This is a genomic window from Croceicoccus sediminis (genome assembly GCF_007570835.1).
Lineage (GTDB): Bacteria > Pseudomonadota > Alphaproteobacteria > Sphingomonadales > Sphingomonadaceae > Croceicoccus > Croceicoccus sediminis.
Genome location: NZ_SUNC01000003.1, coordinates 321,394 through 342,679 on the forward strand (window position 1 = coordinate 321,394; position 21,286 = coordinate 342,679).

Genomic DNA, 21,286 nt, shown 5'->3' on the forward strand with positions numbered 1-21,286 from the left:
ACACACAGCGAGACGAAAACGCCGTTCCCTTGCGGGGCCGGCGTTTTCGTATGCGCCTCTGCCTCAATAGTCCTTGGAAATCTCCGCCTCGACCCCGTTGCCGCCGATCGAGGAAACCGTGGCGAGCAGCGAGAGCCACGCCGTGATGCGATATTCCAGTTCGGTCGCACTGTATCCCGCACCGTCGGTGACGAGTTCGACGTAGAGATCGCGGCCAAGGTATTCGCCGACGGCAACGCTGGTCCCGCGGCCGAGCGCTTCGTCCGCGCCGACAACGCGAAGACGATCAAGCCCGATGGCGCTGCGCAGCTTGTTGATCGGGTCCAGCCCGCCACCACCGCCGCCCTGAAGCGAAGCGAGAGCAGCACCAAGCTGCAAGGCCTCGGGCGCGGAAATGTTCGAGATGGAATCGCCGAACAACAGGCGCGAAAGCACTTCTTCTTCAGGCAGGGCGGGGATCGAGCTGAACGCGATCTGCGGTGCCAGCGCCGTTCCCGTGATCGAGATCGTGGCGTTTATATCCTCGATATCGGCCTGGGCCACGACGTCGAGCCGCGGCGCGGGCGGGCTTTCGCCCGAAAACCGGATGCGCCCGCGAGTCAATTCGAACCGCTTGCCCGCGAACTGATAGCCGCCGCGGACCAGGTTCGCTTCGCCCAGGATGCGCGGCTGGTCCGTCGTTCCGCGCAATTTCACGTCGGCGGACCACTCGCTGTCGAGGCCCATGCCTTTGACCACGAAGCGATTGTTCGCCTGCACGTCGATGAGATACCGCCATGGGGCAGAAGCCGCCATACGTTGTTCACGATCGGGCGGGGTGTTGATCTCCCGCTTGGCGACATTGGGAAGCGTTGCTTCGGCAGAGGCGTTGTTGAGCGTCCAGCTACCGCTGATCACGTCGAGGCGCCCGGCGATAGTACCGCGATTGTTGTTTGCCACGATGCGCAGCGGGCCGGTGACCGTGGCCGCCATGTCGTCCCGGTTCAGCAGGCGCGCTTCCCGCGCGGCGACCCGAATGTCGATGCCGACGCCGGTGGTGGCGATGTCCGACATGTCGATCGAACCGCTGCCGCTTACCGCACCGCCGTTCGATGCCGTTCCGGCAAAGCGCGACAGGCGAAGGATAGAGCCGTCGAAGCTGCCGCGCGCCGAAATGCCGGTGATGTCGGTGCCGGTCAGCGTGGACTGAAGCCGCATGTCCTCTGCGCGCAGCGTGCCGCGTACGACCGGGTTGTCGAGCGTGCCGCGCACGTCGCCGGCAACCTCGACCGGGCCGGTCAGGTCGAACACTTCGATTGCGGCCAGTCGCCACAGCGAATCGGCCGGTCCGGCGTAGCGCATCTGACCGAACAGACGCCCCGCGCGCAGCCGTTCGATCAGCGCGCCGCTGGACGGCAGGGAAGAGATGCGGGCCTGAAGCCTACCGCTGCTGTTACCGTCCTGCCGGAACAGGGCGCGGGTCTGCAGGTCCGTCGCGCTGAGGTCGGCAGCGACCAGGATATCGATCGGGCGCGAAGTCAGGACGAGGCCCGAACGCGTCAGTTCATCGAATTTGAGCCGGGCATTGCCGGTCGCGAGCCGCCCCGGTGCGTCTTCGAATTCGACCACGCCGGACACCGTTCCGCCAAGGCCGAGATCGGGCACGAAAAGATCCGCGATGTCCAGCGGCAGGTCCGCGATCTTCACGGTCATCGCGGTCGCATCGCCAAATTGCCCTTCGGCAAGGATGCCGCCGCCTGCAAAGTTCAACTGCGTGCGTTGCAGCGCCCAGCCGCCGTCCTGTTTGGTCAGCACGGCGCGGCGCGGCATGGTGATGCGGTCGCCCGCATAGCGCCCACGCGCGCCGAAAGAGATGCGTTCGGGCGAGACGTCACCGACCACGCGCAAGTTGAACCGCTGCATACGGCGACCGGCAAGGCGCGCGTTGAAGCTGCCCACCCCGTCGCGCATCTCGCCCTCTGCCGCGAGCCTGCCGATGAACAGGTTGCCGCGCGAAATGCCCTGCGCATTGAGACCCGCCTTGATCGTCGTCGCATCGCCAAGCGTGCCGCTGGCGACAAGGTGGGCCGACCGAACGGTGATCGCCGGGTCGCCCTCGAAACGGGCGTTGCGCAGGATAACGTCCGCGTTGACGCCCTGCCCTTCGGCGTTCGGTGCAAGGCTGATCGTGCCGTCGACGCCGCCGCCGGTCATCGCGAGGTCACCGGTCGCGCCGCCTTCGCCCAGAACGAGCGATCCGGTCACGTCGGTATTTGTCACGGTAAGGCGGTCGATGTCGATCCGGGTCGGCCCATCGGCCGGAATGACGACAAAGGCCGTGCCGTCGAACGGGCCGAGCATCGACTGCCCTTCGGTATCGATCTCGAAGCCGTCGTCGGTCGGGTCGATCGCCACGCGCACATCGCGCAGGCCAGCGGCGGGCACCGGCTCTGCAAAGACCAGCACGGCATGCGGGCCTTCGCCGTCGATCGTGCTGTCGACCGTGAATTCGCCATAGCTTGCCTGACGTCCGCTACCCGACAGGGTCACGGTGCCGTTGACTGCGCGGCGGCCGGAAACATTGAGCGTCAGGTTCGTCGAGGACACGCGCGCCGAGCGCACCAGCACCGGGGCATTGCCCGCCGCGCTGACATTCGCGCGCACTGCGATTGCGGGGCCGGCAAGGTTGGCCAGTGTCGCATTGGTGACGTTCGTCAGCTTGCCGTCGAGGTCCGCCGTCACCGACCAGCCCTGTGGCCCACCGATCACGGCACGCAGGTCCGCCAGCACGTTGGCGCGGCCCATGCCTTCAAGCTGCACGCCCTGCATCGCGATGGGTCCTGCCAGCGTGTAGCGCCCGGCATTCGTATTGCCGAGCAGGGTCATCTTCGCATCGACACCCGGCGCATCGAAATCGAGTTCGTCGGCAGCGACGCGGCCGTTCTCGTAAGTGATCGTGCCCGTGAGCGCCGCGCCTTCCAGCCTTGGATCAAGCAGCGCGACACCCGTTGCGATCCGGTCCGCACGGGCATTGAGGGGCAGGGTCAGCGTCTTGCCGTCCCACGTCGCATCACCGCTGGCGAGCAGGCCCGCCACTTGCGTCTCACCCGCCGCGATACGGGCCGACCGCACGCGGTAGCCGATTTCGAGATCGTCGAACGCCCCGTCGAGATCGAGGAAGGCGCGCAATCCTTCAGTCCGCATGCCCAGCAGCATCGGGTCCTTGACCCGCGCCTGAACCGCCATTTCGTCGAACAGTTTGTCGGCAAGGTCGACGGTGCCGTCCGCCTGAACCCAGCCGCCCTGCCCGACGAAGATCGCTTCGCCGTCGAAGACGCTGGCGTCGAACGTGGTAGCCAGCCTGACCAAGAGCTTTTCGCCCACTGCGCGAGCCGGAATTCCGGTCAGGTAACCGTCAGGGACGATCTGGCCGAGGGCCGAATAAACATCGCCTTGTTTGCCCAGCTTGAGCGCGGCGAAAGTCTCCCCGCCTTGGCGGATGTGGAGCTTGCCGTCCCAGTCGGTCCATGTCCCGTCGCCGAAGACAATGGCGTCGACGTCCTCTTCGGCCCCGACCAACCCGGCAAGGAACCCGCCGACCGGCGCGTTGTAGCGTGCGGTCAGGTCCAGCTTGTTCTTCTTTTCGGACGCGTCGAGACGCAGGGAAAGCTCATCCTCGTCGCCAAGGTTGCTGAGCAGGTTGATCTTGGCCCTGCCCCTCGCGATATCGGCGCTGGCCCGCAGGTCGACATAGCGGCCTATCCCGGCGACGGCTTCATCGACGTAGAGGCGGTCCAGTTCCAGCCTGTCGATGCGGATCGGGAAATTGGGGAGGAGCGGAGCGTCGGGATCGCCGGGTTTCAGTTGCGGCAGACGGCTCAACGTCCCGCGCCGCGCGATCAGCTTGCGCACGTCCAGCCCGCTGGTGAACCATTCGAACGGTCGCCAGTCGAGTTCGACTTCGGGGATCGAGAGGAACTCGCCCTCAAGATCGTAGAGCCGCACGTCATGCAGGGTCGCCTGCGAAAGGACCGAACCCTCGATCCGGCCCACCTTGACCCGCAGGCCCGATGCCGGGGCATAGGACGACAGGCTGTTGGTGATGAAGCGATGCCCGATCGAACTGTCGAGCAGCAGCGCACCTGCGCCCAGCAGCAGGACAAGCCCGATGATCGCGCCGGCGATTCGCCTGCGCCAGTATTTGCCCCAGTCGCGCTTCGGCTTTGCGGGCGTGCCTTCGCCCTCGTGGTCGGGCGCCTGTTCCGGCGGGGTCAATTCGGTGTCGTCCGCCATCAGAACGCCTGACCCAGTGCAACATAGACCGCGATGCGGCTGTCACCCGGACGCCGGTTGATCGGCGTGGCCAGGTCGACGCGCAGCGGGCCGAAGTTGGTGTGGTAACGGATGCCGACACCGGCCCCGAACTGCAGATCGCGCAGGCGCGGCGTCGTGGTCGTGTCGACCGCCCCGGCATCGATGAACGGCACCACCGACAGCGCGCCGTCCATGAACCCGGTCCTGACACGCGCCTCCATCGAAAGCTCGGCCAGCGAACGGCCACCGGTGGGCTCGCCAAGGTCGTCCTTGGGCCCGATATCCTGGTATCCATAGCCGCGCACCGAACCGCCGCCGCCGGCATAGAGCCTGCGCGAAGGTGCGATGTTGGCAAGGCTGGTGCCCTGGATCGTGCCCAGCTTGGCGCGTGCGGCCAGCACGACCGAATCGCCGAACGGCTGGTAATAGCGCCCTTCGACATAGCTGCGGCCATAGAACGACTGCGTGCCGTTGTTGCGCGACACTTCGGGCGAGACCCAGCCTTCGAGCCGCCAGCCGTTGGTCGGGTCCAGCAGGTCGTCGCTCTGATCCAGGGTGACGCGGGCCGGCAGCGCCGCGACGAAATAGGTTTCGCGCGGGCCGACTTCCCCATCCAGCGTGCCTTCGCGTTCCTGCGTCGCGACCAGTTCCAGCCCGATCGAGTAGGACAGTTCCTTCTGGAAGATCAGCGTCGAAAGCCGCTCATACTTCGCGACGGCCGACACGGTCCGCGCTTCATAGGCATCGCGATCGATCGTGTTGGCAAAGACATCGAGCGAGATGACCTTGTCGCGCCCGTGCCAGTTGTTGCGGCGCACCGTCGCGCCCAGCAGCTGTTCCTGCGTCCCTGCGATGGCGCGAACGCGCAGCATGCCTTCGGGCGGGAAGAAGTTGCGGTGTTCCCAGCTTGCCTCGGCGCGGAACCCGTCGGTGGTGGCATAGCCCAGCGAACCGGCGATCGTGCGCAGCGGCGCCTTGGTCATGTCGACGTTGAGGTCGACGACGCCCGGCTCGCCATTCGCGGGCGGTTCAACCTCGCGCGGCTCGATCGAAAGGGTGGAGACAAGGCCGGTGGCTAGGATCGCGCGGCGCAGGTCTTCGACGTCGCTTTCCTTGTAGATGTCCCCCGCATCGAAGCGCGAGATTTCACCAAGGTGCCTGCCCGACAGGAATTTCGGAAGCTCGCTGACGACCGAGCCGAACACATACTTGCCGCCCGGCGTGACCGGCAGGGCAAGATCGCCTTCGTCCCGCGCGTGGTCGATGGTCAGTTCGGGTGCGCCCACTTCGGCAAAGGCATAGCCGTTTTCGCCAAGTGCGACATCGAGGTCGATGCGTTCGAAGACGATCGTGTCTTCGTTGATGAAGTCGCCTGTCTCGATCTCGAACGCAGAGCGCAGCGTTTCGTAGTCCTCTCCCACCGAGGACAGTTCGCCAAGGTCGATCGCACCGAATTTATATCGCGGGCCGGGATCGATGTTGAACGTGAAGCGCGCGTCGCTGGCGCGGATCGTGCCGTTCTCGCCGCTGCCTTCCCCCTCGTTCGGGGTGCGCACGCGCTGCGTGACGTCGCCATCGTAGTAGCCATAGACCGACAGCAGCGTTTCCAGCAGTTCCTGGTCCGCCCGCGCACGGTTGGCCAGCTGGGCCAGATTGTCGTCCCCGTCGGCCAGCTGGATGATGTCGGACAGGTCCTTGAATCGCTGTTCGAACTCGTCGATCTTGTCGAACCCGGCAAAGTCGGACGGGTAGCGCAGCGTGATGCGTTTCGACACCTCGTTGCTGACCCGCTGGACCTCTTCCTCGCTTTCCTCGTCTGCCATTTCCGGCAAAGCGATGTCAGCGGCCGGGCGAGGCGCGCGGCGGGAGAGGGTTTCGGCCAGTTCGGGATCTGTTTCCAAAGGCTCGAACGAAAAGTCGAAATCGTCGTCGGGCCAGGCCAGCGTGAACTCGCCCTCCCCGTCCAGCGGCGTTTCCGGATCGGGGCCGCTGTCTTCCGGCAACCGGGCGGCCTGCGTGTCCATCGCCCAGCCCTCCGGATCGGCAACCGCCGAATCGGGGATCAGGTCCTCAAGCTCCGCATCGGCGGATTGCGCCGCGGCGGGCTGAATCGAGATCGAGCAAAGGACAAGCGCCATCGCGCCGCCGACAAGGGCGGTGCGCGACATACGCGTGATGGAAAACTCAGTCTTGCGAAACGGTGTCGGGATGTGAAAGCGACCGTTGATCGACAATGCCGTCCTTGGACAAGCCGTCGCCGTCACGGCTTTCGCCCGGACTGGCGAAGACGCCGGCGATGAGCGAGCTTTGCCTGTCGGCGTCGAAACGCTCCCACCCGTCGGCGCCGAGCCGTTCGAGCGGCCGGAACCGGATCTTGTACTGCATCCGGGAAGATCCCTCGATCCAGTATCCGAGATACACGTAGGCGAGCCCCGCCGCGGCGGAGCGCCTGATGTGGTCGAGGATGATGTAGTTGCCAAGCCCTGACCGGTTCTCGTGCTGCGGATCGTAAAACGAATAGATCATTGAAAGACCATCGTTCTGTCGGTCCGTCAAGCATGCTCCGACAAGCCGACCCGGCTTGTCGCCATCGGAGGGTTCGCGATACTCGACGATATAGCTGGTGACGGGCGTCTGCTCGACCATGTCGGCATAGTCCATCTCGTCCATCGCGGACATCCCGCCGCCCGGATGGCGGGAGGCGAGGTACTTTTGCAGCAGTTCGTACTGCTCCACCGTCGACCAGGGCCGACAGGCCGTTGCGACGAGGTCCGAATTGGCCTTCAGCGTGCGGGCCTGCGACTTCGAAGCCTTGAACTCGCTCGCCACGACGCGCACCGATACGCAGGCGGTGCAACCCGCGCACGACGGGCGATAGGCGACAGTCTGGCTGCGACGGAAACCGATTCGGCCAAGGGCATCGTTGAGAGCGTCGGCATCGGGGCCGCCAAGCTCTGTAAAGACCTTCCGCTCCTGTCGTCCCGGCAGGTACGGACACGGCGCGGGCGCGGTCACGTAGAAGCGGGGGAAACGAACGGGGGCGGTCACGAAGCTACCTTGTTACCTTCTGTCCTTCGGGAGGGAGGGGCCGACCCGGGGCACTGGGCCGGCCATCCTGCCGCATGCGCTGGTGGGCGAACCAGGAAAGCTGCCGCCAAGCGCGTGCCATCCTTATGCCTCACAAGGCGAAAGTGTTAAAGACCATTAACCACGATGAAGGCATTTGACACAAAACGGATCAATCCGTTCCCGACCAAACTGCCTCCACGGCGGCTAAACATGTCTTGGCCTAGGCGAGTTCCGCTTCGCGAACGGTATAACCCTGGCTGGTCAGCGACGCGATCAATGCCTCGATCTGCGCGCGGTCGCGGGCCTCACACTCGATATCGGTGATCAGACCTTTTGCCGGGAGCGTCGTGAAGATGCGCTGGTGATAGATCTCGATGATGTTCACATTGTGCTGATCAAAGGCGTGCATCACCTTGAACAGCGCGCCGGGACGATCCTGCAACGTGATCTGAAGCCGGGCCAGCCTGCCCGAACGGGCAAGATCGCGCAGCAGCACGTTGGCCAGAAGGCGCGTGTCGATATTGCCGCCGCACAGGACCAGGCCGATCTTGCGCCCCTTGAACCGTTCGCGATGGCTCAACACCGCGGCAAGTCCAGCCGCACCCGCACCCTCGACCACGGTCTTCTCGATCTGCAAAAGCAGCGAAACCGCGTTTTCCAGTGCCGCTTCGTCCACCAGCAGGATGTCGTCGACCAGTTCCCTGATGACCTGCGACGTGATTTCACCCGGCGCCTTGACCGCGATGCCTTCGGCCAGCGTGTCGCCGCCGCACGGCAGGTCGCCGCCCTTGATGCGCGAGAACATCGAGGGGAAAAGCTTGGCCTGGACACCGACGATCTCGATATCGGGTTTGATCGACTTGGCGATCGTGGCGATCCCGGAAATCAGCCCGCCTCCGCCGATCGGTACGACCAGCGTGTCGAGTTCGGGCACGTCGTCGAGCATTTCGAGACCCACGGTCCCCTGCCCCGAAGCGACGACCGGATCGTCGAACGGGTGCACGAACGTCAGGCCCAGTTCCTTTTCCAGCTTGCGAGCATGGGCATAGGCCTCGTCGAAAGTCTCGCCTTCCTGCACGACTTTGCCGCCCACGCTCTCGGTCTGCATGACCTTAACTGTCGGAGTGGTGCGCGGCATGACGATGGTGACGGGCACGCCAAGGCGCGTGCCGTGATAGCTGAGCCCCTGCGAGTGATTGCCCGCCGACGCCGCGATGACGCCCTTGGCCCGCTGTTCGTCGGTAAGCTGCAGCAGTGCGTTGAGCGCGCCGCGCTCCTTGTAGGCGGCGGTGAACTGCTGGTTCTCGAACTTCAGCCAGATGTCCGCGCCGGTAATCTTCGACAGCGTCTGCGAATGGAGAATGGGCGTGCGCACGACCTGGCCGGCAATGTTCCTTGCCGCCTGCCGAACGTCATCCGCATTGAACGGCAGTCCGGTTCCGGCCGCCGTCGTCGTCGCTGTGCTGTCCTGTGTCATATGATGCGGCCCCTATCGGATATGGCGCGCGATGGAAATGCCGTTTAAGCCCTGCGCCATGACTGGTCGCACCATGAAATTCCGCCATCTCGCTTTAAACACCGCCGCCCCGCTTGCCGGGATAGCCGCGTTTGCCGCAATTGCCGCCCCGGCGGCCCATGCCGACACGCTGGTCGACAACGTCGACGGCATCCGCGTCGATGCCGATGGTTCGGTACAGCGATTCGGCGCGATTCTGATCGATGACGATGGGCGGGTGGAAAAACTCTATCGCCGCGGCGCGAAGCTGCCGAAGGACCCAGACTATCAGGTCGATGGCGAAGGGCGTGTCCTGCTGCCCGGCTTCATAGACGGTCACGTCCATGTCTCCCGCGTGGGGTTCAACGCCATCGGGCTGGACCTTTCGGGCGCGGCGACGATGGCAGAAGCGTTGAACCGCATCGCCGACTATGCCCGCCGCAACCCGAACAAGCCGTGGATCATCGGGCGCGGCTGGAACGAGGTCGTCTGGGGACTGGGCCGCTTGCCGACCGCCGCCGAAATCGATGCAGCCGTGCCGGATCGTCCGGTCTGGCTGATACGCGCGGACGACCACGCGGGCTGGGCCAATAGCGCTGCGATGGAGCGGGCGGGCATCACCGTCGCGACGAAGACGCCCGACGGCGGCCGCATCGAACGCGGCGCAGGCGGCAAGCCGACCGGCGTTTTCGTCGATGCCGCGCGCCAACTGGTCGAGACGAAACTTCCCGCCCCCCTGCCCGAAGAGCGCGATATCGCGCTGCTCCAGGCGCAGGACATTTTCCTGAAACGCGGCATTACCTCTGTCGCCGACATGGGTACGACCCTGCTCGATTGGCAATCGATGCGGCGACAGGCCGATCTTGGCCGGATGCAGCTTCGCATCGTGTCCTACGCCGACGGCGTCGACGACATGGTGACGATCGCAGGCCCCGGCCCAACGCCATGGCTCTATGGTGACCGCCTGAAGCTAGCGGGCCTCAAACTCTATCTCGACGGTGCCCTGGGTTCGCGCGGGGCCTGGCTTTCCGCGCCCTATGCCGATGCGCCGGACCAGACCGGGCTGCAGCGGCTGTCGGGCACGCAGCTGCGCAACCTGATGAGCCGGGCAGCGATGGACGATTTCCAGGTCGCGGTTCACGCCATCGGCGACGCCGCCAATGCCGAGGTTCTCGACGCGGTCGAAGAGATGAAGGACAACTACCCCGGCGACCGGCGCTGGCGGATCGAACACGCGCAAGTGGTGAACCCGGCCGACCTGCCCCGCTTCGGCAGCCTTGGCGTCGTCGCCTCGATGCAGCCGCATCACCAGGTTTCGGACCGCACGATGGCGGAGGCGCGGCTTTCGCCAGACCGGCTTGCCGGTGCCTATGCATGGCGCTCGATCCTGGCGGGCGGCGCGCGGCTTGCTTTCGGGTCGGACGCACCGGTCGAGGTTCCCGACGTCTTCGAGGGGCTGGCCGATGCCATCACGCGGCAGGACGCAAATGGCGAGCCCTTCGGCGGTTGGCAGCCGCAGGAGGCGATCAGCCGCGAACAGGCGCTGGCCGCCTATACCGCGGGCGCGGCCTACGCGATGGGCGCGGACGGAAAATTCGGGACGCTGGCAGAAGGGGAATGGGCCGATTTCGTCTTCGTGACGGTGGACCCGCTGCTCGCCTCTCCGGCACAGCTTCGTGAGGGGCGCGTCCTGTCGACATGGATCGCCGGGCGCAAGGTCTGGTCCGCGCAGGGCAACGTCGCGGCCCCGGCGTCGGGCCGTTAGGAATCCTCGACGACGACGGGGACCTGATCGGCCTCGGGCTTTTTCTTACGGTCGCTGAACCACATCAGGATCAGCGACCCTTCGAACAGCAGGATCAGCGGCGCCGCCAGCATCAGCTGTGACACGACATCGGGCGGCGTGATGATCGCGGCGACCGCGAAGATCCCCACGATCAGGTATCGCCGCGCCTTCGCCATTTGTTGACGGCTGACGATGCCTGCCCGGTTGAGCAGGAGCAGCAGGACCGGCAGCTGGAAGCTGATCCCGAAGGCCAGGATAAACTGCATGACGAGGCCGAGGTATTCACCCATCGCGGGCAGTGCTTCCTGCTGCAACCCGCCGGTCATGCCCTGAAAGCCCAGGAACCATTTGAACGCCGTCGGCATGACGATGAAGTAGGCCAGCGACGCGCCCGCGATGAACAGGATCGGCGAGGCGAAGAGGAATGGCAGAAACGCCTTCTTCTCTTTCGCGTAAAGCCCCGGCGCGACGAAGGCCCAAAGCTGGTTGGCGATGATCGGAAACGACAGGAAGAACGCCGCGAAGATGGCGACCTTGATCTCCACGAAGAACGCTTCGTAAAGCTTGGTATAGACCAGTCGCCCCTGTCCGTCGGGAAAGGCCATCGTCAGCGGGCGAACCAGAAAACCGAATATCCTGTCGGCCAGCGGCATGCAGATCGCGAAACACACGATCAGCGCGATCACCGCGCGAAGCAGGCGCGTGCGCAGTTCAATCAGGTGATCGAGGAGCGGGGCCTCGGTATCGTCGAGATCGGAAATATTGAACGCCACGCGGTCAGTCCTTCGCCGGGTCGGACATGTCGTCGAACAAGGGCAGGCTGGCGCCCGGCGATGCCGGTTTGGTGTCGGGCACGTCGTCCTCTACCAGCGGCTTCGGTTTGGCCTGGGGTTCGAGCCTGGCCTCGGCCTTTTCGGCGGGCGGGCGCTTGCCGCCTGATTCCGCTTGGGGCGCGATCGGTTGCATTTCGGCCGATGCGTCATCGGTCAGTTTGCCGGTTTCTGCGCTCGCGTCGGGATGCTTGGCCATGATCTCCGCGTTGCGGCGATCCCACTCCTTCTGCATGTCCTCCATCTCGGCTTCGCGCACCATGGCGTCGAGCCCTGCGCGGAAATGGCCGGAGACCTTGCGCAGCTTGCCGATCCAGCGCCCCGCGGTCCGCAGGGCCATGGGCATGTCCTTGGGGCCGATGACGAGGACCGCCACGACGATGATGAGCAGGAGTTCGGTTGCGCCGATATCGAACATGGGCGTTTACGGCCGGTGCGGCGCAAAGGCGCGCCGCGACGAGGCTATCAGGCCTTCTTTTCGCTTTCCTTGACCTCTGCGGTCGTGGTCTCGGTTGCGGCAGGGGCGGTGTCGGCGGACTGTTCAAGGCGCAGGTCCTTGGCCATGTCCTTGCCGCTTTCGTCGTTCATGCCCTGCTTGAAGCTCTTGATGCCCTTGCCGAAGTCACCCATCATTTCCGAAATCCGGCCGCGCCCGAAAAGCACGAGGATAACGAGTGCAATGATGATCAGTTGCCAGGGGCCAACGTTCACTTGGGATTCTCCTTGAAGGTCGGAGCCTCTCTAGGCGCTTTCGTCACCCATATCCAGTGATCGCGGGTCGTCGTTCGTCGCTTCTTGCGTAGATTCTTCGTCGCCAACCGGGCTTTTGACAGGGTTTTCTGTCGCACGGTTGTCAAGTTCACGCTCCATCGCGTCTTCGACCGGTTCCAGCAGCCCGGCGGCGCGCAATTCGGCAAGTCCGGGCAAGTCGCGGCGACTCGCAAGGCCGAAGTGGGTGAGGAATTCGGCGGTGGTCGCATAGATCACCGGCCTGCCCGGCACTTCGCGGCGGCCGGCGGCACGGACCCAGCCCGCCTCCATCAAGACGTCCAGCGTGCCCTTGGCGGTCTGCACCCCGCGAATCGATTCGATTTCGGCGCGGCTGACCGGTTCGTGATAGGCGATGATGGCAAGACACTCGGTCGCCGCGCGCGACAGGCGTCGCACTTCCTCCCGCTCCCGCCGTAGCAGGTTCGCCATGTCGGGCGCGGTCTGAAAATGCCATTGCTTGCCGCGCTTCACGAGGTTCACCCCGCGTCCGTCGTAATGTTCGGCCAGTTCGGCCAGCGCATCGCGCACGTCCGCGCCGCCCAGATGCTCCGATATCTCGTCACGCGTCATCGGCTTTTCCGCCGCGAACAGCACGGCTTCGACCGCGCGGGTCAGGTCGTCGGGCGCGCTCATTCGCCCTCACCCCGCTTCATCGACCGCAGCCGCAGCGGGCCGAACGTCTCTTCCTGTGCCAGTTCGGCCTTGCCCTGCTTGGCCAGCTCCAGCGCGGCGACGAAGCTGGAGGCCAGTGCCGATTTCTTCAGCTTGGGATCGGCGTGGGGCGGGAGAAACTGTTTCAGCTCCATCCAGTCCATCGCCACGCCCAGCATCGAGGATACCCGCGACAGCGCGCTTTCCAGCGTCATGACCATGCGTTCGCGCACCATGTGGACGACGGGCGCGGTGCGGGCCTTCACTTGCCCATAAGCCTGGACAAGGTCGAACCACTCGCACTCCCACGCCCGCTTTTTCAGGACACGCAGCCCTTCCGGCTCTCCGCGCGCGAAAACGTCGCGGCCCAGCCGGTCGCGCGCCATCAGCCGCGCCGCCGCCTCGCGCATCGCGGCCAGCCGTTGCAGGCGCAGTTGCAGGCGCAGGGCCAGTTCCTCGGGGCTCGGGTCCTCCTGCTCGTCCTTGGGCAGAAGCAGCGCCGATTTGAGGTAGGCCAGCCATGCCGCCATCACGAGATAGTCGGCGGCCAGTTCGAGCTTCATCTCACCCGCGCGGTCGATGAATTCGAGATACTGATCGACCAGTTCGAGGATCGATATGCGGCGCAAGTCCACTTTCTGCCGCCGCGCAAGGTCGAGCAGGATGTCGAGCGGACCTTCATAGCCGTCGATGTCGATATAGAGCTTGGCCGGATCGTCGCGCGCATCTTCGACGCGGGCTTCCCACGCCTCTTCATCGAACGGCAGGGTCGCGGGCGGCAGGTCGGGCAGGTCGTTCGGTGCCCCGTTTGCGCCATCGTCCCCGCCCCCGGCCATCACGCGATCGGCCCCGTCATGCGGTGACGCCCGCCGCGGCCAGAAGCTCGTCCCGCCTGGCCATCGCGGCCTCGCGCTCCTCTGCGCGGTCGAAGGAGCAGGCGACATTTGCGCCCTTCATCGCCGCGTCGAGCCTTTCGCGGCCCTTCGCGGTCATTTCGGGCAGCACTTCGGCAATGCCCTCCATGTCGTCCATCTTCGCCCAGCAGTTGAGCACGACATCGCAGCCTGCCGCGATCGCGGCGGCAGATCGTTCAGGGATCGTGCCCGAAAGCGCCTCCATGTCGATATCGTCGGTCATCAGCAGGCCATCAAACCCGATGCGGCCGCGAATGATCGACTCGATCACCGTGGGCGACTGCGTCGCGGGGCGGTTCGCGTCCCACTCCTCGAACACGATATGCGCGCTCATCGCCATGGGCGCGTCCTTCAGCATTTCGAACGGGGCCAGATCGCCAGCCAGTTCTTCCTCGCTGGCCGAAACCGTGGGCAAGTCCTTGTGACTGTCGCACAGCGCGCGGCCGTGGCCGGGCATGTGCTTAACGATGCCGACCACGCCCGCATCGGCCAGCCCCTGAAGGCAGGACCGGCCCAGCGCGGCGACGCGCGGGGCATCGTGGCCATAGGCGCGGTCGCCGATAACGTCGTGCGCTCCGGCTTGCCGCACGTCGAGCAGCGGCAGCGCATCGGAGGACACACCTGCCTCGGCAAGGTCCAGCCCGATCGCGCGGGCATTGCAGCGCACGGCCTCCATCGCGGAGATCGGGGCCACGTCGTAAAGCCGGTCGAACGCGCCCTGCGGCGGATATTTCGGCCAGACGGGCGGCTTCATGCGGGTGACGCGCCCGCCTTCCTGATCGATCAGGATGAGAAGGTCGTCCCGCCCGTGGAGCGCGCGCAGTTCATCGGTCAGCGCGCGCATCTGCGCAGGTGTCTCACAATTGCGACCAAACAGGATGTAACCCGCCGGATCGCTCGCGCGGAAGAACGCGCGCTCCGCGTCGGTCAGGCTCAGGCCGGACATGCCGAAAATCGATGGCGTCATAGATTCGCAAGGTTTGGCCAACCCGCCGCCAAGCGCAAGGGGCAGAGCGGCATCATGCCCCGATTCGCACTTATTCTGAATGTAACGATGGGCGGTTCAGGGTGCGGCGATAGGGACTGAAGGCCGACTTGGGCCGATCAGCGGTCAATTCAGCGTTTGACCTGACACTCGATGCCGTTGCGGCGCATGTCGTCGCACAGGGCAAATGCTCCCGCTGTGTTCGGTGCCACGGCCTGCAGGCGATAGACGATGCCGATATCGGCACGGCCCTGCACGATGCGGCGATCGTAGTTCTTCAAAGGCTCGTAACGTTGACGGATGAGGTCCCACCCCTTCCGCGCGTCGGCCTCGGTCGAATAGGCGCCGACCTGCACGGCAACGCCGGTGAGCGGCGGTTCGGGCGTCGCGGTCGGTGTCGGCGTGGCCGATGCGGTGGGCGACGGTTCGGGTGTCGGCGTGGGTTTGGGCTGCGCGAGGCTGGCCTCGTTGTCGACGCCTTCGCCGATCTGGTACGAGGTATCTCCCGTGCCTGCGACCTTGGTGCCGCCCGGATCTGTGGGACGCACCTTGTAGGGTGTTTTCGGGGCCTCAATCAGGGAACCGTCGCCTTCGGGCGGGCGGTTGAAATATTCGCGCGCGACGAAAATCGCCATCGCGGCCATCGCGATCAACAGCACGACGACGGCGGCGAACTTGCCGATGCGGGACCAGTCCAGCCCCTCATCCACGTCCTCGTCCGCCGATTCGAGCCACGGCAGGCGCATTTCCGGTTCCTCTAACGCGAGGCGGCCGTCCGCTTCTCCTGCCTGGCTGTTCACGTGCGCGACCCCTTTATAGCTGCTCCGCGGCCTCTACGCCCAGGATGGCGAGACCATTGCGGATCACTTGCCCGACACGCTGCGCCAGATAGAGCCGTGCGCCGGAAAGCTCGGCATTGTCGGCCACCACGAAACGCTTGTCGAGACGGTCGTTGCCGATGTTCCAGTAGGAATGGAACGCAGCGGCCAGATCGCCGAGGAAAAAGGCGATGCGGTGCGGTTCGCGGGCGCGGGCGGCGGCTTCCACCTGGCGCGGGAACTGGGCCGCGACCTTGACGAGTTCCATTTCTTCCTCGCCCAGCAGGTCGAGGTGATCACCGCTCGGCGCAAAGCCGGCATCCGCGCCCTTCTGCAGGGTCGAACAGATGCGCGCATGGGCATATTGCACGTAGAAAACCGGGTTGTCCTTCGACGCCTCGACGACTTTCACGAAGTCGAAGTCCATCTGCGCCTCGGGCTTGCGGGTCAGCATCGTGAAACGCACGACGTCCTTGCCCACTTCCTCGACCATGTCGGCGATCGTCACGAAGTTGCCCGAACGCTTCGACATCTTGGCCGGCTCGCCATTGCGCAGCAGTTGCACCATCTGCACCAGCTTCACGTCGAAGGGCTTGGCCCCGCCTTCTTCACCCTCGGTCAGGGCGGCGACGGCGGCCTTGATACGCTTGACCGTACCGGCATGGTCCGCGCCCCAGATGTCGATCAGCGCGTCGGCACCTTGCGCCTTCTGGTAGTGATAGGCGAGGTCGGCGCCGAAATAAGTCCAGCTGCCGTCGCTCTTCTTGATTGGGCGGTCCTGGTCGTCGCCGAACTGCGTCGAACGGAACAGCGGCAGTTCCACCGGTTCCCAGTCTTCGGGTGTCTTGCCTTTGGGCGCTTCGAGAAGGCCGTCATAGACAAGGCCCTTCTCGCGCAGGAAAGCCTCTGCCGCCTCGGGCTTGCCCTCGGCCTGAAGCTCAGCCTCCGACGAGAACAGGTCGTGATGGATGCCCAGCATGGCAAGATCGGCGCGGATCATGTCCATCATCGCGGCCACGGCGCGGGTGCGGAACAGGGTCAGCCACTCGCTCTCGGGCGCGGCGGCGTACTTGTCGCCGAATTCCTCGGCCAGCGCCTTGCCGATGGGGATCAGGTAGTCGCCGGGATAGAACCCTTCCGGGATCTCGCCAATATCCTCGCCCAGAGCCTCTCGATACCGCAAGTGGACTGAACGGGCGAGCGTCTGGACCTGCGCGCCCGCGTCGTTGACGTAGTATTCCTTGACGACGGCGAACCCTGCAAATTCCAGCAGGCCCGCCAGCGCATCGCCCACGACCGCGCCGCGGCAATGGCCCATGTGCATCGGGCCGGTGGGATTGGCCGACACGTATTCGATGTTCACCGTCTGCCCCGCGCCCATCGCGCTGCGGCCATAGGCATCGCCAAGATCGGCAATGGCGGCCAGTTCGTCGCGCCACGCACCATCGGCCAGCCGCATGTTGATGAAGCCGGGACCCGCGATCGACGCCTCGCTCACCGCAGGATGCTTCGACAATTCGGCGACCAGCGCATCTGCCAGGGCGCGGGGATTGGTCTTGGCGGGCTTTGCCAGGACCATCGCGGCGTTCGTCGCCAGGTCGCCATGCGAAGGATCGCGCGGCGGTTCGACCGCGACGTTGGCGCGGTTGAGATCGGCCGGCAGCGTGCCGGCAGAAACGAGCGCGTCGAGCGCGTTGTCGACGGCGCGCGTCATTGCGCCGTGAATGGTCTTGGTCTCGGACAAAACGGTATCGGTCATGGCCGCGCGCCTAGCCGAGTATGAGGCGGAGTGGAAGGTGGGATCGTTTGTTTGGGGTGTCCGAGCGGTAGAGCAGCGGATCGGTGGTTTTTGTTTGGCCTCAAGCGGCGGATTTTTTTGTTTAGTCCCTCAAGCGCCGGGCGGGGGTTATTAGTTTAGCCTCAAGCGCCGGCGGGGCCATCCGGCCCCTTGGCTAGCCTCGCACAAGCTCGGGCGCGCGTTCGCGCTTGCCGGTGTCGCTTCGCGCCCGGAATAGCACCATGCATCAGGAAAAGACCCGGGGCGCGCCAGCGACTCCCGCAAGGCCAAACGGCCGCCGCCGCTTATGCGGCGAAGCCAAGCCGGGCGGATGCCCGGCGCCCGGCGCTTGAGGGGCTAAAAAATCACCTAGTGGCGTTATAGGCCAGCTGGTCTTCGGTCAGCTGAAAACCGATCAGCATCTCGAACGTTGCGCGCGCTACGGCGGCTTTCACTTCGGGATCGGCCAGCGGGTCGAGCGCTGCGTCGATGTCGCCTGCCTTGCGCTTGCGCGTGATGCGTTCGCGCACTTCGGCGGGAAGCGTTGCGGCGGCGGCATCGACATAGGCACCGGCGCGTGCCGTGGTCGAGGCGCGGGTTTCACCGGCGGCAAAGTTCAGGCGGACGGTGCCGACGCGCTTCGACTGGACGGCGGTGCCGCCCTGAAGCACGGTGACGAAGTAGGGCAGTTCGACCGTGCGCGCGGCGCCTGCATCGCGGCGGGTGCCAAGGACGTCGAACGTCGCTTCGGAATAGACCTTTGCGCCGCTTTCGTCGCAGCTGGGGCGAACGTTGGTGATGACCGCCGTCACGTCGAGCGCGCCTTGCGTCTTCACACCCGGCTGGCTGAACAAGGTGACATCGCCGGTATAGTCGGGAACGCCGACGGCAGGACAAAGCGAGCGGACGGCGGTGATGCCCACACCCTGGTTGACGACGATGTCGCCTTCCGACTTGCAGGCACCCAGCGAAGCAGCGGCAAGGGCCAGCGTGATCGCGGCGGCGGGGCGAATACGGAAAGTCATCGTCGGCAAGAACCCATCGTTGTGCAAATTCGAAGCAAATCGCGCGCCAGCCCTAGCCCGCACAGACCGGTTGGGCAATGCGCTGCGGCAATCTGGCCACGCCAATCCCCCTTTGCGTTAAGCTTCGAACCTTTCGCCAGCATTTACCGCGCCGCTTGTTTGGCCTCGACGCTTTACCTTGCCGCCCGGTGGGAGCTAAAGGGACACGCGATGCCCAACCAACCGTCAAGCCATTCGGCTCCGCCCGCAAGCGACATCCCGCTGCGCCTGCTGATCGCCGCCCCGCGCGGGTTTTGCGCCGGGGTCGACCGCGCGATCGAGATCGTGGAACGTGCGCTCGATCGCTATGGCCCGCCGGTCTACGTGCGCCACGAAATCGTCCACAACCGTTTCGTGGTCGATTCGCTGAAGGCCAAGGGCGCGGTCTTTGTCGAGGAACTGGACGAAGTGCCCGACGGCGTGCCGGTCGTGTTTTCCGCGCACGGCGTGCCCAAATCGGTGCCTGCCGATGCGGAAGAACGCGGTCTCGATTATCTCGACGCCACGTGTCCGCTGGTCAGCAAGGTCCACCGCCAGGCCGAACGCCAGGTCGAACACGACCGCCACATCCTGTTCATCGGCCACAAGGGCCATCCCGAAGTGATCGGCACGTTCGGACAGGTCCCCGAAGGCCGCATGACGCTGGTCGAAACGTTGGAGGACGTGGCGACGCTGGACATCCCCCAAGGAACCGGCCTTGCCTACCTTTCGCAGACCACGCTTTCGGTCGACGACACCCACGAAATCATCGAGGCGCTGACGCAGCGTTTCCCCGACATCGTCGCACCCAAGGCAGAGGACATCTGCTATGCCACCAGCAACCGGCAGGCCGCGGTAAAGGCGATCGCGGGCGAGTGTCAGCTGCTTCTCGTCATCGGGGCGCCCAATTCGTCCAATTCGCTGCGCCTTGTCGAAGTCGCCGAACGCCTGGGCTGCCCTGCAAAGCTGGTACAGCGCGGCTCGGAAATCGATCCGGCATGGCTCGACGGTATCGACACGATCGGCCTGACCGCCGGGGCTTCGGCCCCCGAGGTGCTGGTGCGCGAAGTGGTGGACAGGCTCGCCAGCCTGCGCCCCCTGACCGAGGAAGTGGTCCGCACCGCGCAGGAGAGGATCACTTTCAAACTGCCCCGCCAGCTTCAGGACTGATCCGCCATGGCCGTCTATACCCGCATCGGGGCCGAGGCGATGGACGCGTTGATCGCGCGTTTCGACGTCGGCACGCTGACCAGCGCCAAGGGCATTGCCGAGGGCGTGTCGAACAGCAACTGGATCATCGAGACGACGGGCAAAGACGGGGGCGGCGCGCGCTTCATCCTGACCGTCTATGAAGAACGGACCGAGGTTGAGGAACTGCCCTTCTTCCTCAATCTTCTCGACCATCTGTCCGCCGCCGGATGCCCCGTGCCGCGCACGATCCACGACGTGGACGGCGCCCCTTTTCGCGAATTCGTGACCGACGATGGCGAAACCAAGCACTTGGCCCTGATCGAATTTCTGCCCGGTGTATCCGCCGACAACCCGTCACCGCAGCAGGCCGAGGCCGTGGGCCGCGCGCTGGCCGGTGTCCACCTGGCCGCGCTCGACTATCCGGCGCAGCGCAAGAACACGATGGGCCATGCCGCGTGGCGCGGGTTCGTCGCCGATTGCGAAGGCCGCTGGGGCGAGATCGACGATGCGCTGGAAGTCGTGCCCGCCGCGGTCGAGGACGTCATCACCCGCTGGCCGCGCGGATTGCCGCAATCGGTGATCCATGCCGACCTGTTCCCCGACAACGTCCTGCTGGTCGGCGACAGGGTTTCGGGCCTGATCGACTTCTACTTCGCCTGCACCGGTCCGATGGCCTACGACATCGCCGTCACGCACGCGGCCTGGAGCTTTTCGAATGATGGCAAACGCCATGACCGCGCCGTGGGCGATGCCATCCTGCGCGGGTACGAGGCGGTTCGCCCGCTTTCGGACGAGGAACGCGCCGCGCTTCCCGTCATGGCGCAGGGCGCGGCGCTTCGTTTCCTGCTGACGCGTGCCTACGACTGGCTGTTCACCCCTGCCGACGCGCTCGTGACAAAGAAGGACCCGCTGGCGTTCAAGCGGCGGCTGGATTTCTACATGCGGGAAGGCGCAGGGGCGTTTTCGTGACGCGTATCGAGATTTTCACCGACGGTGCCTGCAAAGGCAATCCCGGCCCCGGCGGCTGGGGCGCGCTGCTGCGCATGGGCGAGACCGAGCGCGAGATTTCGGGGCGCGAGAAGAACACGACCAACAACCGCATGGAACTGATGGCAGTTATCGAGGCGCTGCGCGCGCTGAAACGGCCGTGCGAAGTCGACCTGTTTACCGACAGCAAGTACGTGATCGACGGGATCACCACCTGGGTGCACAGCTGGATCAAGCGCGGCTGGAAGACGGCGGCGAAAAAGCCGGTCCTCAATGACGACCTCTGGCGTGCCCTGCTGGAGGCATCGGCCCCGCACACGATCCGCTGGCATTGGGTAAAAGGCCATGCCGGTCATGTCGAGAACGAGCGTGTGGACGCGCTGGCCAGCGAGCAGGCGCTCTTGGCCAGCGCGTCCTGAATTTCGCTTATTCGGCCACCACGTTATTCGACCGTGGTGTCGACCACTTCGGCGTTGGGGCCGTTCTTCAGGATCGATTCGATCGCGTTCTTGGCGCTGGCCTTCGAGGAATAGCCCTCGGTCCAGAACATGGTTTCGCTGTTGTAGACGAAATAGGCGACGAACTCGCCCTTCTTGTTCTTACGGATTTCGAAACGATGCGCCATTTGCGGCCCTTCCTCTGATTGTGCGGGCCCCGAACCTAACGCGCCACGAAT

At 65.1% G+C, this 21,286-nt stretch carries 18 protein-coding genes; 4 read left to right on the top strand and 14 right to left on the bottom strand.

From position 1 onward, the window contains the following. Window positions 1-63: 63 nt before the first annotated feature. The 4 genes from FAX90_RS12170 to FAX90_RS12185 form a co-directional block, all read right to left on the bottom strand. Window positions 64-4,272: a translocation/assembly module TamB domain-containing protein gene (locus tag FAX90_RS12170; RefSeq protein WP_144097673.1), complete on the bottom strand. Its 4,209-nt coding sequence runs from the start codon at window positions 4,270-4,272 to the stop codon at window positions 64-66. After that, the gene (locus tag FAX90_RS12175) at window positions 4,272-6,461 is read right to left on the bottom strand and encodes an autotransporter assembly complex protein TamA (RefSeq protein WP_240704890.1); all 2,190 of its coding nucleotides are present in this window, start codon (window positions 6,459-6,461) and stop codon (window positions 4,272-4,274) included. Before FAX90_RS12175 ends, FAX90_RS12170 begins: the two co-directional genes overlap by 1 nt. 16 nt (window positions 6,462-6,477) lie before the next feature. After that, window positions 6,478-7,341 carry an arginyltransferase gene (locus FAX90_RS12180; RefSeq protein ID WP_144097674.1) on the bottom strand — a complete coding sequence of 288 codons (864 nt, stop codon included), beginning with the start codon at window positions 7,339-7,341 and terminating at the stop codon, window positions 6,478-6,480. Window positions 7,342-7,582: 241 nt separating this feature from the next. After that, the gene (locus FAX90_RS12185; protein WP_144097675.1) at window positions 7,583-8,839 is read right to left on the bottom strand and encodes a threonine ammonia-lyase; all 1,257 of its coding nucleotides are present in this window, start codon (window positions 8,837-8,839) and stop codon (window positions 7,583-7,585) included. Window positions 8,840-8,912: 73 nt separating this feature from the next. Here FAX90_RS12185 and FAX90_RS12190 point away from each other — a divergent pair, with 73 nt between their 5' ends. Then, window positions 8,913-10,622, top strand: coding sequence for an amidohydrolase (locus tag FAX90_RS12190; RefSeq protein ID WP_144097867.1), 1,710 nt, complete (start codon window positions 8,913-8,915; stop codon window positions 10,620-10,622). Here the strand turns inward: FAX90_RS12190 and tatC are convergent. The 9 genes from tatC to FAX90_RS12235 form a co-directional block, all read right to left on the bottom strand. Then, window positions 10,619-11,416 carry a twin-arginine translocase subunit TatC gene (gene tatC / locus FAX90_RS12195; RefSeq protein WP_144097676.1) on the bottom strand — a complete coding sequence of 266 codons (798 nt, stop codon included), beginning with the start codon at window positions 11,414-11,416 and terminating at the stop codon, window positions 10,619-10,621. The two genes, FAX90_RS12190 and tatC, sit on opposite strands and share 4 nt — an antisense overlap. Before the next feature lie 4 nt (window positions 11,417-11,420). After that, window positions 11,421-11,891 (bottom strand): Sec-independent protein translocase protein TatB, encoded by a 471-nt coding sequence (gene tatB, locus FAX90_RS12200; protein ID WP_144097677.1) that lies wholly within the window; start codon window positions 11,889-11,891, stop codon window positions 11,421-11,423. A gap of 47 nt (window positions 11,892-11,938) precedes the next feature. Next, window positions 11,939-12,184: a twin-arginine translocase TatA/TatE family subunit gene (gene tatA / locus FAX90_RS12205; RefSeq protein ID WP_144097678.1), complete on the bottom strand. Its 246-nt coding sequence runs from the start codon at window positions 12,182-12,184 to the stop codon at window positions 11,939-11,941. 30 nt (window positions 12,185-12,214) lie between these two features. Next, on the bottom strand, window positions 12,215-12,877 hold the full coding sequence (scpB, locus tag FAX90_RS12210; protein WP_144097679.1) for an SMC-Scp complex subunit ScpB: 663 nt from the start codon (window positions 12,875-12,877) through the stop codon (window positions 12,215-12,217). Continuing rightward, window positions 12,874-13,731, bottom strand: a complete 858-nt coding sequence (locus FAX90_RS12215) for a segregation and condensation protein A (protein WP_144097868.1) — start codon at window positions 13,729-13,731, stop codon at window positions 12,874-12,876. Before FAX90_RS12215 ends, scpB begins: the two co-directional genes overlap by 4 nt. 16 nt (window positions 13,732-13,747) lie before the next feature. Beyond that, window positions 13,748-14,776 carry a beta-N-acetylhexosaminidase gene (gene nagZ / locus FAX90_RS12220; protein ID WP_144097680.1) on the bottom strand — a complete coding sequence of 343 codons (1,029 nt, stop codon included), beginning with the start codon at window positions 14,774-14,776 and terminating at the stop codon, window positions 13,748-13,750. A 149-nt stretch (window positions 14,777-14,925) separates the two neighbouring features. After that, on the bottom strand, window positions 14,926-15,594 hold the full coding sequence (locus FAX90_RS12225; protein ID WP_144097681.1) for an SPOR domain-containing protein: 669 nt from the start codon (window positions 15,592-15,594) through the stop codon (window positions 14,926-14,928). Window positions 15,595-15,607: 13 nt separating this feature from the next. Further along, entirely contained in the window at window positions 15,608-17,326 is a 1,719-nt protein-coding gene (gene argS, locus FAX90_RS12230) for an arginine--tRNA ligase (RefSeq protein WP_420810979.1), read from the bottom strand. A 428-nt stretch (window positions 17,327-17,754) separates the two neighbouring features. Continuing rightward, entirely contained in the window at window positions 17,755-18,414 is a 660-nt protein-coding gene (locus tag FAX90_RS12235) for a hypothetical protein (protein WP_144097683.1), read from the bottom strand. A gap of 210 nt (window positions 18,415-18,624) precedes the next feature. Between FAX90_RS12235 and ispH the strand changes: the two genes are divergently transcribed. From ispH to rnhA, 3 genes are read left to right on the top strand one after another with little or no spacing between them, the layout of a single operon-like run. Then, window positions 18,625-19,602 (top strand): 4-hydroxy-3-methylbut-2-enyl diphosphate reductase, encoded by a 978-nt coding sequence (ispH, locus tag FAX90_RS12240; protein WP_144097684.1) that lies wholly within the window; start codon window positions 18,625-18,627, stop codon window positions 19,600-19,602. 6 nt (window positions 19,603-19,608) lie between these two features. After that, window positions 19,609-20,592, top strand: a complete 984-nt coding sequence (gene thrB / locus FAX90_RS12245) for a homoserine kinase (RefSeq protein ID WP_144097685.1) — start codon at window positions 19,609-19,611, stop codon at window positions 20,590-20,592. Further along, entirely contained in the window at window positions 20,589-21,029 is a 441-nt protein-coding gene (gene rnhA, locus FAX90_RS12250) for a ribonuclease HI (protein WP_144097686.1), read from the top strand. The genes thrB and rnhA overlap by 4 nt, the downstream gene beginning before the upstream one ends. A gap of 23 nt (window positions 21,030-21,052) precedes the next feature. Here rnhA and FAX90_RS12255 read toward each other — a convergent pair whose 3' ends face one another. Further along, complete coding sequence (locus FAX90_RS12255) at window positions 21,053-21,235, bottom strand: YegP family protein (RefSeq protein ID WP_066766357.1); 183 nt, start codon at window positions 21,233-21,235, stop codon at window positions 21,053-21,055. Window positions 21,236-21,286: the final 51 nt, after the last annotated feature.